The sequence below is a fragment of the Paenibacillus alba genome (assembly GCF_013204855.1).
Lineage (GTDB): Bacteria > Bacillota > Bacilli > Paenibacillales > NBRC-103111 > Paenibacillus_E > Paenibacillus_E alba.
Genome location: NZ_JABMKZ010000004.1, coordinates 220,049 through 235,173, shown reverse-complemented (window position 1 = coordinate 235,173; position 15,125 = coordinate 220,049). Strand labels below are relative to the sequence as shown.

The following is a 15,125-nucleotide window of genomic DNA, read 5'->3' as shown; positions in this document are numbered from 1 at the left end:
ATCTATGCTAGAAAATTTTCTTATCTTCGTCGCACCTTTTCTCGTTGTTATTGGCGCCATTGGATTGTTGTTCTGGTTAGGAGGGCGCAGGAGAAGCAGCAATGAGCCGCTATAATGGGAAGGAAAGGTGGTTCTTATGAAGAATATGACGAAGTTCAGGGTTATTGGAATTATTGGAGGCATCCTTGTGACAAGTCTCTTCATCTTTGTTTTATTTTATTTCCAGAACACAGAGTCAGCAGCCAATGAACCTGTAATGACGGAAAGCGACGGATATCAAATTGCGACAATTCAAGTCAAGGACGACGGCTTTTATCCAGCCAATATTGAAGTTAATGCGGGCGTTCCAACCAAGTTGAATTTCAAAAAGCCAAGTGGCTTTACCTGCATCAAAAGCGTAGCTGCTCGCGAATTAGGATTGGATCTCTATTTGGACAAAGGGGATAATTTCACAACCTTGCAAGATTTAAAGCCAGGAACCTATAAGTTTCACTGCGGTATGTATATGTACTACGGCACAATTACAGTGAAATGAGTAGAAGCCATCAAGCCTATCAAAAACGCCATGTCCAACGATGTTGGATCATGGCGTTTTGGTCTATGCCAGACAATTAGGTTGCTTCTTCCATCCGATACCCGATGCCCCAAACGGTTCGGATCATAGACGCGGCGGCTGGTGAATAGAGGTGCAATTTTTCCCGCAATCGCTTGATATGGGTATCTACCGTTCTATGATCGCCGCTTTCTTCGTATTTCCATATCTCTTTAAACAGCCTATCCCGCGTACAGATCTTGCCGATATGGATAGAAAAATAACGTAACAGTTCGTATTCTTTCGAAGTCAGAGAGAGTTCTTGACCATTCACGAGCACTCGACGCGCATGCTGTTCAATGATTAGATTGGCAAAAATAAGCTGATCATTAAAATGGGGCTGTTTGTCCCAAAATTTATCAGGCGTCGTCCTTTTCAAAATTGCTTTGATTCGAAGTATCAGCTCTTTGGGGCTAAAAGGCTTGCATATATAATCGTCCACACCTGCTTCAAAGCCGAGAATACGATCTGTCTCATCGCTTTTTGCCGTAATCATAATGATGGGTGTTTGTTTAAAACCACGCAATGTGTGACAAACCTCTAGTCCGCTAAGACCAGGCATAAGCCAATCCATAATAATGAGATCATAATCGCAATCTAGGGCTTTCATCAGTGCTTGTTCGCCGTTGTCTGCTTCATCAATTAGGGCGTGTTCACTTTCCAAATACATACGAATTAATTTACGTGTCCGCTCCTCGTCATCAACAATCAATACTTTATTCGTCAATGGAGTCATAACTTTCACCTCTCAATGTTTCTATTGTATCGCTCTGAACATAGGAATGGCATGACTCGAAGGAGCCATATCCAAGTTAAATCCTTGAACAAATGATGGAGCCTTTGTGAACTTAGGAAATGCAATGTAGTAGGATACGAATTAAGATTCCGTTAAGGTTAGCAGCATTCATAGCCCCAAAAAATCATGTTATGATGATAAAATATCAGTTTAGCGTAAGGAGACTTCCACAGTGAATGATGCAATGATTTTACTTGTTGATGATGAGCAATCCATTTTAGATCTTTTAGAGACGGTACTTCGCAAGGAAGGCTACCTAAATATTGATTCAGCGAAAACAGGCGAAGAGGCGCTTAGGGCCTGCGAAGCCAAAAAATACGATTTGATAATATTGGACGTAATGCTGCCGGGGCGCAGCGGTATTGAGGTGTGTCCGTTTATTCGGCAAACGACGGATGCGCCAATTTTGTTTCTAACTGCTCGATCGTCGGACTTAGACAAGCTGACCGGCTTTGCGATTGGCGGAGACGATTATATAACCAAACCCTTTAATCCACTTGAAGTTGTTGCCCGCATACGTGCGCAGCTGCGGCGATATTACGGTTCGACATATGCAGCGGCAGCGGCAAAACTTTCCGAAGCAGCTCTTCAAAGTACCACGAATGTTTTCGATTACGGTCGGTTTAAGATAGACGAGTCAGCAGGGGAGTTGATCGTAGAGGGAAAGGCTGTTTCCTGTCCTGCGCTTGTGTTTCAATTGCTGCTCTTCTTATGCAAAAATCCTAATCGGATATTCAGCAAAAGCGAATTGTATGAGAAGGTTTGGGGAGAAGAAGCTTTCAGTGACGATAATACAGTGATGGTGCATATTCACCGCATAAGAGAGCGTATCGAAGCAGATCCGTCCAATCCGAGGTTTATCGTTAACGTCAGAGGCCTTGGCTACAAGCTTGTTAAAAATGAGCTGCAGGAACGATCAGCACCATGAATATCAAACGCCGATTAACGCTTAAGTTCGTTCTCCAGCTTGCTATCGCAGGGACAGTCGTTCTGCTCATAGCTGGAATTACGCTTTTCTGGATGCTTCAGCGATTTGTCGAAATCAGCATCACGCGTAATTTCGCCACCGTAGGGTTGGAACAGCTGGTAGACTCCTCATGGATTGGAAAGGATGGCATCCAGTTTACGCCGAGCTTGCTGGAACAAGTAAAGAAAAATCAAGGCTGGCTGCAAAGCGTTGATGAGAATGGGCATGTAGTAAGTGCCTATAATTCACCTGATGATGTACCTAGGCAATACGGGCCAGGCGAGTTGATCGCTTATTGGACAGGGGGACAACCGTTCCCATACGAACTGGCAGTATGGATTCAACAGAAAAATGGAAAGCTGTATACGCTGGTATATGGAGCTCCCAATCGATTAGACCCTGTCTTAAAGCAGGTGAGAGAAGGATCTTTCCCGGTTGAAGACAAACAGCTGGTGCTTCCGGGTGCCTTGGCGGGAGAGATATCAGCGGCTCAAGCTTTTATTCAATTGATTGATTCAACTGGTAAGGAACTGGTCTCCTATAACAAACCTAATGCAGTGCCATCGCAATATACCGTTCAGGACCTTGCGCTTCGGACATTGTATAGCGAACGCTATGGCTACCGTATGAAAACTTCGTATGACGAGCAGACGGGGCGCACGTGGCTGGTTGGGGAACCGAATGACCGGTGGGCTACGAATTCGGGCAAAAAACCGTTGATCCCAGAGGAAGCAGAAGTTCTCCTCATTGGTTCAGGTGTCATGTTTGCCGTCTTGTTGACCTTGTTTATACTGCTCTCCCTATGGCAAGCGCATCGCTTTGGGGCGCCGATGCTCCACATGCTAGTATGGCTGGATTCTATCGGAAAAGCCGTGTACCACGAGCCTGTTGATCGCAGAGGACTGCACCCTAGCCGAACGCCAGCAGGCAAATGGCGGCGAAGATACCGAGTTTTCGCCGAGGTGATGGTTTCGATTGAAAAGTTGTCCGCCACTTTGCAGCGAGATCAAGCTATGCGGGAGCAGTCAGAGAACTGGCGGGAAGAATGGATTGTTGGCATTACTCATGATTTGAAAACACCGTTGTCCTCGATAACAGGCTATGCCCACTTGCTGGCGGAGCCTGCATATGACTGGTCGCAGGAGGAGGTACGCAAGTTTTCGGCGACCATGCTGGACAAATCGGCCCATATGGATATGCTGATCAACGATCTTGCAATGACATACCGGCTAAAGGCGGGGATTCTTCCTCTGGAGGCGATGGAGGTTGAATTGAACGCTTGGCTTGAGCAAACGCTCGTGCAAGCTGCAGCTGATCCTGCTTATGGGAAGCAGCGAATTGTATTTCATGCAGCGCAAAAGGATGTCAGGACTCGATTGTACACCCCGTGGCTGGAACGCGTCGTTAACAATTTAACAGCCAATTCGCTGCTCCATAATCCGTCTGATACGGTTTTGACCGTCTCTCTCTTAGCGAGTGAAGATGGCGGCAGAATCACGATTCAATTCGCCGACGATGGTGATGGTATGGATGAAGCGACATTAAGCCGTCTGTTTGAACGTTACTACCGCGGCACGGATACCGCATCCACATCCAATGGATCTGGTTTGGGCATGGCTATCTCCAAAGGGCTGATCGAAGCTATGGGAGGCCGAATCACTGTTGAAACCAAACTTGGTGAAGGGACCATAATTCGGTTGATATGGAATTGATCAAGTCCGCATACATTGCGGGCTTTTTTTGTTAACGTTGATATTTCCTGTATGGAGACAGCGAATCAAGGGGAATTAAATAATTAAGCTGGAATTAAGCTGCTGTTTTCTCTTCGATAAGAATGAGCATGTATAATGAATGACATACAAGGAGAGTGTGAGAGATGAAAAAATGGCTTAATAGACTATGGAAGACGGTTGTTATCGGGTTGGCAGTTATTCTTGTGCTTCTGGGATCAGGCGCGATATATGAACAAGTGAGCATCCGGAAGGATCTGAAATCATATACCCCAAGCGGCAATCTATACAAAGTGGATGGGAAAAATATGCATTTATTTACCGGTGGTCAAGGGGATGTAACGGTTGTATTCGCTTCCGGTTGGGGCACGGCCAATCCGTACGTTGATTTTTCCCCACTGTACGAGAAGCTTGCGCCACATGTTAAATTTGCCGTTTACGACCGCTTCGGCTATGGGTACAGCGATACGACGGATAAGAAGCGTAACATTGATACAATAACGAATGAAATACACGAGTTGCTGAAAGTATCCGGCCAAAAGCCGCCTTACCTGTTTGTGGGACATTCGCTAGGCTCCCTCGAAACGATCCGTTTTGCACAGAAATACCCAGGCGAGGTAAAAGGCATCGTGATGGTGGATGGCGGAAGTCCGGAATATTACTACAACGATACGGATCCCGTCCTTGACGGCTTTGGCAAAAAGCTGCTCATAAAAACAGGCGTGATTCGGATGCTTTTTCACTCTGACAGTGTTATTGAAAGTTCACGCTCAATTCGCAACGGCTTGAAGTTCGTGCCGGATGACCTGAAGAAAATTGACCTGACAGCTTCCTTGCTTAAGCTTGAAAATGCGAATATACAGGACGAGCTGCGTCAATTCAAGGTGAATGCAAAGATCGTTGTAGATGACAAAAAGCCATTCCCATTCCCGCTTACCGTGCTGACATCCGATTATTTAGGGGTTAAGAATGACGATTGGAACAAATCCGAAGCGGAATTTACGTCCTGGTCCTTGCTAGCAAAGCAGTATGTGGTCAAGGATACCGAGCATTACATTCATCAATATCGCCCTGATCTCGTTTCGGATGAAATATTGTCCTTGGCTAAGAGATAGACTTAGATGGGAGGGAAGCTCATTTCATGTGAGGGTTTGTTTTTTAATAATGTCAAACCTTACCAAAACTCAGATTACTAAGATTAACGGGATATTAATTGAAGACTTAATTAAAAATAGGGAGCAAGTAATTGCTTTTCTTGCCAGAAAAAGAGCAGCTTATCAGGTCGGAACCCGACTTGGAAGCTGCTCTTGTTTTCGTCAAACTTCTAGTTAATTTTAAAATGATAATTATAACTGCTAGGCCCATTTGGTGGAATCTGCAGTGAATATTGATGGTTTGGTATCAGCGTAATGGAGTAACTCTGCCCACCAGGAGCAATGTTGCCCTGTGTAAAGAACGGGCTTAAATTCGACGTATTTTTGGTTATATCCTGTATGTAGAATGTTCCTATAGCTCCAGGCGTGTCCACCCAAAATGTAACTGTATGCGTCGTATTGGCATCATTGGAGAAATTCCAAAAATCAACGATGCTATTGTTAGCCGTTGTGCCATAATTCAAATTAGAACTGCTAATGTACGTGTTAGTCGTACTATAACCATTTACATTGGGGTTCTCATAAGTGTCTGCCCATGCACCTGCCGCACCCGTTAAGAAAAAGGCTAGGGTTGCAACTGAGAGTAAGGGGGCTTTCAGCCATTTTTTGTTCATCATCATAGAAACACGCTCCTATTCGTTATAAATGTTTTTAAGTTGAGAGATCGTTACCGCCTTTCTTAGGATTTGGAGATTTCTCTCCTAATTACAATTATATGGGAGAACCAGGATAAATAAATGTGTGTTGTTATGGACTTCATGCTAAATATTACGATGGGTTAGGCGAGTGTTTCATTAACACTGAGAAATGATACAAATCATAAAACAGGCTTTCCTTAACTGACATTTGTCCATACCATTCAAACGCCATTGAAATACAATGAACTATCCGATACAAGAAGGGAGAGATTTGGAATGGGTTATGCTGCAGCAGCAAGTTGTAGTGGTGGTGTGGGTACAAGTACGGCAATTGTTTTGGTCCTCTTCATTCTTTTGGTCATTATTACGAGCGCATTTGTATGGTAATTCATAACACACCACAATTTTTAACAGCGAGTGCGTATAGTTAGAGCAAGTCCATTTACAGCATTCAGCCCATTCTTCAACCCGATGACTCCTTTTTCTTTTGAGAATAGTAATGTTGAAATTATGATGAGAGGAGTGACTTACTATGGGATATGAAGCAGGAGTAGGAGTAGGTAGTAGTGCTGCAGCAGTTTTGGTTCTTTTTATTTTGTTGGTTATTATTACTATGACTTTCGCGATATAAGACGTCGCAATAGATAAGATAAAAGAAGGAGATCCACAGCTTATTGCTGTTGGATCTCTTTTCATTAGAACAATGAAAACCGAAGTTGTGGAATAATTCAGAAGCGCTTGTTATACGATAAGGGGGTATGGTATATTTTTAAAAATAGGTCAACGAAGCGCTTCATACAGAGTGAGCATAACGGGAGGCGGTTCAATTTAATGAAAACAATTCTAATTGTTGATGATGAAGAAAAGATTCGTGAAGTTGTTGCATCTTATTTGCAAATGGAAGGATATCCGACTATTCAGTCCGGTACAGGCCAACAAGCACTTGAACTCGTCCGCGGCGGAAATGTGGATCTTCTTATTTTGGATCTGATGCTTCCGGACATGTCCGGCGAAGATGTATGCAAGGCGATACGGCAGTTTTCTCCTGTACCTGTCATCATGCTAACAGCCAAAGTTTCTGAAGATGACCGTGTACAAGGATTGACACTTGGTGCCGATGATTATGTCGTGAAGCCATTTAGCCCTCGTGAATTAACTGCAAGAGTAAAGGCCATTTTACGTCGCACGCAAGATGATACGCTTCTTGCAGAGTTCATCGCGTTTCATAATGACGACCTTGTCATTCGGCCGGTGCAACATGAAGTTTATAAAATAGGGAAACTGATTAGTCTGACTCCAAATGAATATAAATTGCTGCTGATTCTGGCACATCATCCGAACCGAACCTTTACACGGGAGGAGTTAGTTGAAAAAGTGCTTGGTTTTGATTTTGAAGGTGACAATCGTTCAATAGATCAGCATGTCAAAAATCTCCGCCAAAAGATAGAAGTTGATCCCAAAAAACCTCAATACATCGTTACTGTCTTTTCCGTAGGTTATCGCTTTACGGGAGGCGAATCATGATGAAAGGATTGTACGCACGAATTGTCATCGCATTTATTGGCGTAGCCTCCGGTGTTTTACTTATCTCAACGATTGCGTTTATTTTAGAGACACACTACCACTTCTCTCTGTATCAATCTCAAACTATGGATATGAACTCTCCAACATTTGATGCTCATTTTGAGCAGGCATTAGTACAGTCTGTTCTTTGGTCTGCCATTCTGGGTATTTTGCTTTCTGTTTTGTTAAGTCTTGTTGTCGCAAAGCGGATCACAGCTCCGCTGATACAAATGAAAAAGGTCGCAGAGCGAATGGCAAGTGGCGAACTTGGAGCAAGAACGACGGTCAAAGGCAATGACGAGATTGCCGATCTAGGCGGCTCCCTTAATCATCTTGCTGAACAGATCATGCAGCAGGAGCAGTTGCGTAAAACGATGACTGCTGATGTGGCACATGAATTAAGAACGCCCCTTGCAACACTTAAAAGCCATATGGAAGCGTTGATGGATGGCGTTTGGCTGCCGACTCCACAGCGCTTAGAGTCTTGTTATGAGGAGATTGAACGTTTGCGGTTCCTTGTTGGCGATTTAGAGCAATTAACGGAAATGGACTCCCCGCATTTCAAGCTGAAGCTGCATGAAGAAGATGTTTCAGTCATTGTTCATGGTAATATCGAAGCGATCAGGGCTTCTTATGATCAAAAGGGTGTTACCCTTGTTTGGGGTGGTGCCACCAACGTTAAAGCGACCTTGGATAGGCAGCGTTTAGGTCAAATTATGGTGAACCTCTTAATGAATGCGCTAAAGTTTACGCCCCCAGGGGGGAAAGTATCTGTTGAAGTGAAGGAAGAACAACATAGGGTGCTCATTATGGTTTCGGATACTGGGATTGGTATAGATGAAGATGATTTGCGTTTTGTATTTGAACGTTTTTACCGCGTAGAAAAATCCCGCGATCGTAAATCAGGAGGCAGTGGGATTGGATTAACGATTGCCAAGAAATTGGTGGAAGCACATGGAGGGACCATTCGAATGGAAAGTGGTGTTGGTGTAGGAACGACTGTAAAGATACATATTCCTAAAAATTAGTGCAGATCTACACAAGATCTACATAAGTACCTTTTATACTAAAGGATATAAACAGGAGAGACATTGATCTTCGATCAAAGCTCCCTTTAGTATATGAGGAGGAAATTATGAAGAAAGTTGCCATTTCGATTGTACTTACGGCTGCGCTGTTAACGGCATGCGGTAAATCAGGCAGTTCGATGGACCATAACGGCATGTCACAAGAGGCGGGTTCCACGCAAGCCGGGAATGTCCAAGCCCAGTTTAAGCTTGCTAGTGATAAAACCATGCCAAAGCAAGATACTACGATTACGATAAAAATTCAGGATAAAGACGGTAAATCCATTGATAAATTTGATACCGTACATGAACAACAGATGCACTTTATCATTGTCAGTAAAGATTTATCTTTCTTTAATCATATTCACCCGGATTATAAAGGAAAAGGTGAATTTACCGTTACTACACAATTTCCGACTGCGGGCGATTTCAAGGTGATCGCCGATATTACTCCAACGGGTATGGGGGCCATGAGTAAAAGCCAATGGATAACAGTTCAAGGAGACTTGCCTGTGCAAAAACCCATTGAACCAGATGCCTCATTAACGAAGACGGTGGATGGTAAGGAAGTAACACTTTCCATTGATCATCTTATGGCGGGCATGGAGTTAAACTTGAATTTCAATATCAAAGACGCTCAGACTAAGAAGCCTGTAACAGACCTGCAGCCTTACCTAGGAGCAGTTGGGCACGTCGTGATCTTAACCCAAGATGCAGAAAATTATCTGCACGTTCATCCGACAGATGAAAAAGCATCTGGACCCGATGCCAAATTCATGACGACGTTCCCTCACAGTGGCGTATATAAAATCTGGGGACAGTTTCAGCAAAATGGTAAAGTATTTACAGTCCCTTTTGTGGTCAAAGTACCGTAAGTATAGCATCACGGCTGGTGCACGGAGTCTGAAACCTGCAAAAGTGCAGGCTTTTCAAGAAAATCGTGCAAAAAGTGGAAAAGCCTGCGATGATGCAGGCTTTTCCAGCTTATTCATCCTGAAATCAAATCTAGGCCGCGAAAACATGCATAATTGCAGGAATTACTCGATTATTGGCTAAACCTCGCTCTAAAAGATGCATAATCGCAGGTTTATACAAAGTACAACCCATCACATCACGATTGAACTCTGAATCCTCGGAGCAACAGAAAAAGACAGCAATTAAACAAAATAAAAGGACAATGTAGTGAAACATGAAACGCCTTTCATTTGATAAATTTGTTGTAACCGATTACAAAGCATCGGCTGTACTCGGTTAAATACAAGTAATGAGAGGATGCGAATAAGGATGAAAAGTTTGTTTATTTCCCAAAAAAAGAACAGGTTCATGTCGTTTAGCAAAGGAATTGCGGTACTTTCACTTGCAGCTGCATTTACGTTGGCTACCTCAGCAAGTGCTGCGCCAAATATTGATTTCCATATCTGGTCATTGCAGCAACCCGATGGATCGACAATTAGTTCATCGACATTGGTCTCGGGATATACCAGTAAATATTTCTACACAGCTTCCGACGGAGGCCAAGCGTTCATGGACCCTAAGACAGGATCTACCACATCGGGTTCGTCTCATCCCCGATCTGAGATGAGGGAACAAACGACCAGCGGAAGCAATGCAGCTTGGAGTTGGAACGGAACTAACACCATGACGAATCAGGCTGCTGTGACATTACAGGGTGGCGGTTCGAGTGGTGCGACGACGATTGGACAAATTTTCAACAGCACTGATTCCATCCCGTTGGCCGAATTGGAATATACAGCAACCCCCAACTCCAAAGGCGGCAATTTCAAAGTATTATATGAAGAAGCAAAAGGAGCAGGTACTTACACAGATTTAAGTACCAAAGCTGCTCTGGGTTCAAAGTTTACTTATCAGATGTCGCTTTCAGGTGGCGTAGCGACGATCTCTATCAATGGCTCGCAAGTATTTTCAAAAAAACCTAGTTTCTCAGGGAAATCATTCTACTTCAAGTGTGGCGATTACGATCAAACTGCCACATCCGGTTCCGTGACCACTACGCCATATACCATTGTTGAGCTGTATTCCGTCAGCGTAGTGCATAAGTAAAACTAGATAAAAAATACAGGCTGCCGATTCATCGGCAGTCTGTTGTTGATAGACAGGAAAGGTTTGCTTTACTCAAGCTTATAGTCATAGCGAATATGATGAAACAAGTAATGAGTTATTCCAACTAATTTTCCATGCAGGTGAGCCCCCTAACCATGACTACTATCTGCTTCCAACAACCGTTTCCAAACCTCGTCGTACTTGGAATCAGGTAGTTCTGTTTCGTAAAAGGCTTTATACTTCCTTGCTGTAGTCATCCTTTCATCGTAAGACGATTAAGCTTATTCGGTAAATGATATGAATTTAAGGATAGCAAGTATAGGTCCAATTTCAATGCCTTTTTCTAGACCAATTTGAAAAAAATCACTATCCGAATTAAAATCGTAGTACATTTATAGGAAGGTACGGATATGAATCTAGCCACATTATGAAAGAAGAGGACTCCAATTATGTCTGATGTGACCTTTTACCGCGATGATGCGCTGCCTTTCTTGGAAGCAAAGCAATGTCTGAAGAGCGATTTTGCCTATCAAAAGCATTTTCATGAGGAATATTCGATTGGATTAATAGACGAAGGGGAAACGAACGCTTGGTGCGACGGGGTCATGCATCGTGTTGAAAAAGGGAGAGTGATCAGTTTCCCACCGATGATGCTCCATGCTTGTTATCCGGACTCTGGTGTAGCATGGAAATACAAGATGCTGTTCATTCATCCAGCGTGGTTCCAGGGCCTCTCGCAAAGGGAGCTCGATCAGCTTCAGATCCCGTTTTTATTGGGAGAGGGTAAAAATAAAGCCTGCCGTATACACATCAATCGTACGATGGAGGCACTTGCGAGAAGCAGTTCTCCGCTAGAGATCGAAACTGCTTTAATAGAGCTGATACAAGCACTCGTTAGCCAGAATACGTCAGATCTTGAGCACGAATCCCAACAAGGACAGCAAGACCAGAAATACGTTAAACGTATAAAAGATTACCTGCATGCCCATTTTACCGAACGGATAACGCTAGAGCAGTTGGAGCATGTAGCCGGAATCAGCAAGTTTCATCTCATTCGATTATTTAAGAGGTGGAATCATCTGCCTCCGCATGCCTATCAAAACTTACTAAGAATAAATCAGGCAAAGACGGAATTGATAAAAAAGCGGTCTATTGCCGAAGTTGCGATAGAAGTGGGCTTCTATGACCAAAGTCACTTCTCCAAAACATTTGACAAGATTGTTGGAACTACACCACATAAATACGCGGTATCGATTTAAGAAAGAGCAATAATATACAATACCGTCATCCTTCTTCCTTGTATGCTGGGAGTATCTGAAAGAAGGAGGGATGCCATCATGCACCAGGTATCAGATTTGGAAACACAATTCGCAGCAGCATTAAAATCTATTGCTCGCCGTTCAGACCTAAAGTCCTATGTGGAAAAGACACCAGAGATGAATCGATTGTTGCGCCTCGCGGCTGCAAGATATGTAACAGGTGAAGATCGCAAAGACGGGCTGGCAGTAGGACAGGAGCTGGTCAATAAAGGTTATGCGGTGTCCCTGGAGTATATCGGTGAAAATACGACGGATGTCACAGAATGTGAAGCAGCGGCAATTGAGTTGACGGCTCTGATCCATGACTTGAGCCAAAGTGGGATTTCTGCTCGTGTATCCTTTGATCTATCACATATCGGACTTTCGTTGGATAAGGAGCTTGCATGTTCACATTTGATGAATCTAGCTGAGCATGCCATGGGAGCTGGTATCGAATTATTCATTAGCATGGAAGAATCCAGCAAGACAGCGGACATTCTCTCTGTTTACAGGCGGGCAGCTTCGTTTTATCCGAACATTGGCATTACTTTACAGGCACACTTGACAAGAACACCGCAAGATTTGGCTGCTATTGCGAGCTCACCTAGTCGGCTGCGCTTCGTCAAAGGTGCGTACCAAGAACCAGCTGATTGCTCGATCCCTCGATCAACAGCACTTAACGATCGTTATTTGGAACTTGTTGAAAGCGCGACTCGCCAAGGACACCGTGTGTCGATCGCTACCCATGACGAACCTATTATCCAAGAAGTGTTGGATCGTGGATGGTTGTCCAACACAGATGTAGAAGTTGAAATGTTGTATGGTATTCGTCCAGACTTGAGCAGCAGGCTAAGATCAGCTGGACACCCGGTGCGGATCTATCTTACATATGGCCATCAATGGTATTTGTACTTGTGTCATCGGATTGCCGAATACCCCCCGAATCTGTTTAGAGCTGTGATCGATATGGTAAACAGTGGGGAAGTGGAGGGTTCGAAAGCGTATGAATGAAAACGGACATTAATAGCTAATCAACAACTTGAACAGGCTGCCGACATAAGAGATCGGCAGCCTGTTTTAAGTAACGGGCCGATTTGCACATGTACAAACGCCAACCTATTGGTTCGAGTGGATAGAACCGATACGAGCACTAGTAATAAAACCCTCTCCAACTCTTAGTAGGCTATTGAAGGCATAAACAGCGGCATTGGCCACTTCGATATCTTGAGCGCTCGTGCCTCCACTTACACCGATGCCACCGATGACTCTGTCTTTACTGATCAATGGGATGCCTCCGCCTAAAATGACAACTCTCCCATGATTGGTAGTATTGATACCGAACGAGGGAGCACCAGGAAGCGCCGATTGCGCAAGATTGGCTGTTGGCATTTGCATGGCTACGCTAGTCCAAGCTTTGTTCTGGGAAATGTCGATACCCCCAATTCGGGCATTGTCCATACGATGGAAAGCGATTAGGTTCGCCCCTTCATCAACGATCGCGATATCGCTGGACAGTCCCATTTGCCGGGCTTTCTGTTCCGCTGCTGCCAGCAATTGTTTTGCAGTTTCTAAGGTTAGTTTGAACATCTTATTCACTCCTCAGGATTTGGATACTTCGTTATTGTATGGCATTCCCCAAGTATGGTGAATTCAAGGGGGAATAGTTGATTATTAAAGGTTTTTTACCTATGAGTCATACAGCCAGGGTGCTAAGATATTTTTATATCTTAGTTAAGGAGCTGTTGCAGTGACTGAGAAACACAACCTTATTTCACAAGTGGTATTAATGGCAGAAAAAACTGGTTTAGCTGACATTACACCTAACGTGCTTAGTAGTGGCGGGAACCTAATCATTCATCTGGCTCCCTATCCGATTGTGGCCCGAGCAGCCATTGCCATTTCAAATGAAAAAGATACAGAGTACGTTTACAATTTACTTGATCGAGAGTTACATGTAGCACGTCACCTCCAAGACAAAGGCATCCCTGTGTTATTGCCTACTGAGCTTATTGATGCGGGTCCGAGAGATGTTGGTGGCACATGGATGACATTTTGGAAATATGTTCGCCCCACACCATTACAGCCTCCTTCACCCAGCGAAGCCGTAGAAATGGTAAACAGACTATCGATTGCAATGAATGCCTACTCGGAGGAACTTCCTATGCTTGGTGTTTGGGAGCGGACATGTCAATCGGCTGTTAAATTGAAGAGTCACACCGATCAGCGTGTACAAACACTTTTAGATGTATTTCTAAGGGTAGATGAACAGATGGGGTTAGAACCAAGCAGGCTGATGCCATGTCATGGAGATGCTCATGCAAGAAACTTAATACCAAGCACGGAAGGCTGGCTCTGGACGGACTTTGAAGATGTGTCATGGATGCCCGCCTACTGGGACCTAGCTTCATTCGTTGGCAATCTTGCCTTATTCGGTGGAATTCAGGAGCCAACTTTTAGATACATAGTGGAACATATTGACAATAGTGCCGATCTGCAAGCTTTTGGTTTTGCTATTATCGCACGAATCGTAATGTCTACATTAGGTAATTTGGATTTTGCCCTTGCAGGTCACGGGGACTTGAAATTTGCATCTAGACAACTAGAACTTGCTGGGGATTTTATACATCAGATAGATCTAATGATTGATGGGAACAGTTAAACTATAAATATGGGTAGATTTTGGAGGAAATATGGCAAACTATGAAGATTTTACTGCGTTAGATATTCGAATTGGCACCATTGTTAAAGCTGATCCGTTTCTAGAAGCGAGGCAGCCCGCTATGAAGTTAGCGATTGATTTTGGTAGTTTGGGAATTAAATCTTCTTCAGCACAAATAACTGAAAGATACAATCCAGAACAATTACTGGGCAGACAGGTTGTAGCCATTGTAAACTTTCCACCTAAACGCATTGCTGGATTTAAATCTGAAGTATTAGTGCTGGGTGGGGTTCCTGGCGAAGGCGACGTTGTTCTCTTGCAACCAGACGTAAGGGTTGCAAATGGCACACCAATTGCCTAATTAGGAGTGCAAAAGGATGCCGCTACAGCGAAAATAGCTTACTTAGAGGCTGCTGAGTGCAGCCTTTTTTCTATTTCCTGCAAGCGCACACATCCGATTAAATGACTTGAAATTTAGATTATGATGGTGCTAAAATCCAATTTTTCATTTGAATTCGCTTTACAGAGTGGCTCCCAGTCTGCTAAAATGACCACATCCAATTGTCAACTTAAATAAATTAATTTGGTTAACAATTAAAC

18 protein-coding genes are annotated in these 15,125 nt (G+C 43.8%); 15 read left to right on the top strand and 3 right to left on the bottom strand.

Annotation, left to right across the window (positions count from 1 at the left end):
- Window positions 1-4 precede the first annotated feature (4 nt).
- Together cydS and HQN90_RS08040 are read left to right on the top strand one after the other, a co-directional pair.
- Window positions 5-115: a cytochrome bd oxidase small subunit CydS family protein gene (cydS, locus tag HQN90_RS39875; protein ID WP_411830351.1), complete on the top strand. Its 111-nt coding sequence runs from the start codon at window positions 5-7 to the stop codon at window positions 113-115.
- Between the two features lie 21 nt (window positions 116-136).
- Window positions 137-535 carry a cupredoxin domain-containing protein gene (locus HQN90_RS08040; RefSeq protein ID WP_173217259.1) on the top strand — a complete coding sequence of 133 codons (399 nt, stop codon included), beginning with the start codon at window positions 137-139 and terminating at the stop codon, window positions 533-535.
- Window positions 536-611: 76 nt separating this feature from the next.
- Here the strand turns inward: HQN90_RS08040 and HQN90_RS08035 are convergent, their stop codons facing one another.
- Window positions 612-1,328, bottom strand: a complete 717-nt coding sequence (locus HQN90_RS08035) for a response regulator transcription factor (protein ID WP_173217258.1) — start codon at window positions 1,326-1,328, stop codon at window positions 612-614.
- A 232-nt stretch (window positions 1,329-1,560) separates the two neighbouring features.
- Between HQN90_RS08035 and HQN90_RS08030 the strand changes: the two genes are divergently transcribed.
- The 3 genes from HQN90_RS08030 (at window position 1,561) to HQN90_RS08020 (ending at window position 5,200) form a co-directional block, all read left to right on the top strand.
- On the top strand, window positions 1,561-2,316 hold the full coding sequence (locus HQN90_RS08030) for a response regulator (protein WP_173217257.1): 756 nt from the start codon (window positions 1,561-1,563) through the stop codon (window positions 2,314-2,316).
- On the top strand, window positions 2,313-4,067 hold the full coding sequence (locus HQN90_RS08025; protein ID WP_173217256.1) for a sensor histidine kinase: 1,755 nt from the start codon (window positions 2,313-2,315) through the stop codon (window positions 4,065-4,067). The genes HQN90_RS08030 and HQN90_RS08025 overlap by 4 nt, the downstream gene beginning before the upstream one ends.
- Before the next feature lie 164 nt (window positions 4,068-4,231).
- Entirely contained in the window at window positions 4,232-5,200 is a 969-nt protein-coding gene (locus tag HQN90_RS08020) for an alpha/beta fold hydrolase (RefSeq protein WP_173217255.1), read from the top strand.
- 209 nt (window positions 5,201-5,409) lie between these two features.
- Here the strand turns inward: HQN90_RS08020 and HQN90_RS08015 are convergent, their stop codons facing one another.
- The gene (locus HQN90_RS08015) at window positions 5,410-5,859 is read right to left on the bottom strand and encodes a hypothetical protein (RefSeq protein ID WP_173217254.1); all 450 of its coding nucleotides are present in this window, start codon (window positions 5,857-5,859) and stop codon (window positions 5,410-5,412) included.
- Between the two features lie 294 nt (window positions 5,860-6,153).
- Between HQN90_RS08015 and HQN90_RS39555 the strand changes: the two genes are divergently transcribed.
- The 8 genes from HQN90_RS39555 (at window position 6,154) to HQN90_RS07985 (ending at window position 12,877) form a co-directional block, all read left to right on the top strand.
- Window positions 6,154-6,264 (top strand): YjcZ family sporulation protein, encoded by a 111-nt coding sequence (locus HQN90_RS39555; RefSeq protein ID WP_326076466.1) that lies wholly within the window; start codon window positions 6,154-6,156, stop codon window positions 6,262-6,264.
- 145 nt (window positions 6,265-6,409) lie between these two features.
- Window positions 6,410-6,508, top strand: coding sequence for a YjcZ family sporulation protein (locus HQN90_RS38245; RefSeq protein WP_216855249.1), 99 nt, complete (start codon window positions 6,410-6,412; stop codon window positions 6,506-6,508).
- A 200-nt stretch (window positions 6,509-6,708) separates the two neighbouring features.
- Complete coding sequence (locus tag HQN90_RS08010) at window positions 6,709-7,401, top strand: response regulator transcription factor (protein ID WP_173217253.1); 693 nt, start codon at window positions 6,709-6,711, stop codon at window positions 7,399-7,401.
- The gene (locus tag HQN90_RS08005; protein WP_173217252.1) at window positions 7,398-8,468 is read left to right on the top strand and encodes a sensor histidine kinase; all 1,071 of its coding nucleotides are present in this window, start codon (window positions 7,398-7,400) and stop codon (window positions 8,466-8,468) included. The genes HQN90_RS08010 and HQN90_RS08005 overlap by 4 nt, the downstream gene beginning before the upstream one ends.
- Before the next feature lie 107 nt (window positions 8,469-8,575).
- A complete protein-coding gene (locus HQN90_RS08000) occupies window positions 8,576-9,382 on the top strand; it encodes a hypothetical protein (protein ID WP_173217251.1) in 807 nt (268 codons plus the stop codon).
- Window positions 9,383-9,791: 409 nt separating this feature from the next.
- Window positions 9,792-10,568 carry a polysaccharide lyase family 7 protein gene (locus HQN90_RS07995; protein ID WP_173217250.1) on the top strand — a complete coding sequence of 259 codons (777 nt, stop codon included), beginning with the start codon at window positions 9,792-9,794 and terminating at the stop codon, window positions 10,566-10,568.
- 449 nt (window positions 10,569-11,017) lie between these two features.
- A complete protein-coding gene (locus HQN90_RS07990; protein WP_173217249.1) occupies window positions 11,018-11,827 on the top strand; it encodes an AraC family transcriptional regulator in 810 nt (269 codons plus the stop codon).
- Between the two features lie 78 nt (window positions 11,828-11,905).
- A complete protein-coding gene (locus HQN90_RS07985) occupies window positions 11,906-12,877 on the top strand; it encodes a proline dehydrogenase family protein (protein ID WP_173217248.1) in 972 nt (323 codons plus the stop codon).
- Between the two features lie 105 nt (window positions 12,878-12,982).
- Here the strand turns inward: HQN90_RS07985 and HQN90_RS07980 are convergent, their stop codons facing one another.
- Window positions 12,983-13,453 (bottom strand): GlcG/HbpS family heme-binding protein, encoded by a 471-nt coding sequence (locus HQN90_RS07980; RefSeq protein ID WP_173217247.1) that lies wholly within the window; start codon window positions 13,451-13,453, stop codon window positions 12,983-12,985.
- A gap of 160 nt (window positions 13,454-13,613) precedes the next feature.
- On the opposite strand from HQN90_RS07980, the gene HQN90_RS07975 reads away from it, so the two are divergent.
- Together HQN90_RS07975 and csaA are read left to right on the top strand one after the other, a co-directional pair.
- Window positions 13,614-14,525, top strand: coding sequence for a phosphotransferase (locus HQN90_RS07975; protein ID WP_338042294.1), 912 nt, complete (start codon window positions 13,614-13,616; stop codon window positions 14,523-14,525).
- Between the two features lie 31 nt (window positions 14,526-14,556).
- On the top strand, window positions 14,557-14,886 hold the full coding sequence (csaA, locus tag HQN90_RS07970) for a chaperone CsaA (RefSeq protein ID WP_173217246.1): 330 nt from the start codon (window positions 14,557-14,559) through the stop codon (window positions 14,884-14,886).
- The last annotated feature ends 239 nt before the right edge of the window (window positions 14,887-15,125 follow it).

Bases quoted from the DNA above. Each gene is read 5' to 3' on its own strand.
- HQN90_RS38245 (WP_216855249.1), top strand. From the start codon at position 6,410: ATGGGATATGAAGCAGGAGTAGGAGTAGGTAGTAGTGCTGCAGCAGTT.
- csaA (WP_173217246.1), top strand. From the start codon at position 14,557: ATGGCAAACTATGAAGATTTTACTGCGTTAGATATTCGAATTGGCACC.
- HQN90_RS07995 (WP_173217250.1), top strand. From the start codon at position 9,792: ATGAAAAGTTTGTTTATTTCCCAAAAAAAGAACAGGTTCATGTCGTTT.
- HQN90_RS07985 (WP_173217248.1), top strand. From the start codon at position 11,906: ATGCACCAGGTATCAGATTTGGAAACACAATTCGCAGCAGCATTAAAA.
- HQN90_RS39555 (WP_326076466.1), top strand. From the start codon at position 6,154: ATGGGTTATGCTGCAGCAGCAAGTTGTAGTGGTGGTGTGGGTACAAGT.
- HQN90_RS08000 (WP_173217251.1), top strand. From the start codon at position 8,576: ATGAAGAAAGTTGCCATTTCGATTGTACTTACGGCTGCGCTGTTAACG.
- HQN90_RS07990 (WP_173217249.1), top strand. From the start codon at position 11,018: ATGTCTGATGTGACCTTTTACCGCGATGATGCGCTGCCTTTCTTGGAA.
- HQN90_RS08010 (WP_173217253.1), top strand. From the start codon at position 6,709: ATGAAAACAATTCTAATTGTTGATGATGAAGAAAAGATTCGTGAAGTT.
- HQN90_RS08005 (WP_173217252.1), top strand. From the start codon at position 7,398: ATGATGAAAGGATTGTACGCACGAATTGTCATCGCATTTATTGGCGTA.
- HQN90_RS08035 (WP_173217258.1), bottom strand. From the start codon at position 1,328: ATGACTCCATTGACGAATAAAGTATTGATTGTTGATGACGAGGAGCGG.
- HQN90_RS08020 (WP_173217255.1), top strand. From the start codon at position 4,232: ATGAAAAAATGGCTTAATAGACTATGGAAGACGGTTGTTATCGGGTTG.
- cydS (WP_411830351.1), top strand. From the start codon at position 5: ATGCTAGAAAATTTTCTTATCTTCGTCGCACCTTTTCTCGTTGTTATT.
- HQN90_RS08040 (WP_173217259.1), top strand. From the start codon at position 137: ATGAAGAATATGACGAAGTTCAGGGTTATTGGAATTATTGGAGGCATC.
- HQN90_RS08025 (WP_173217256.1), top strand. From the start codon at position 2,313: ATGAATATCAAACGCCGATTAACGCTTAAGTTCGTTCTCCAGCTTGCT.
- HQN90_RS07980 (WP_173217247.1), bottom strand. From the start codon at position 13,453: ATGTTCAAACTAACCTTAGAAACTGCAAAACAATTGCTGGCAGCAGCG.
- HQN90_RS08015 (WP_173217254.1), bottom strand. From the start codon at position 5,859: ATGATGATGAACAAAAAATGGCTGAAAGCCCCCTTACTCTCAGTTGCA.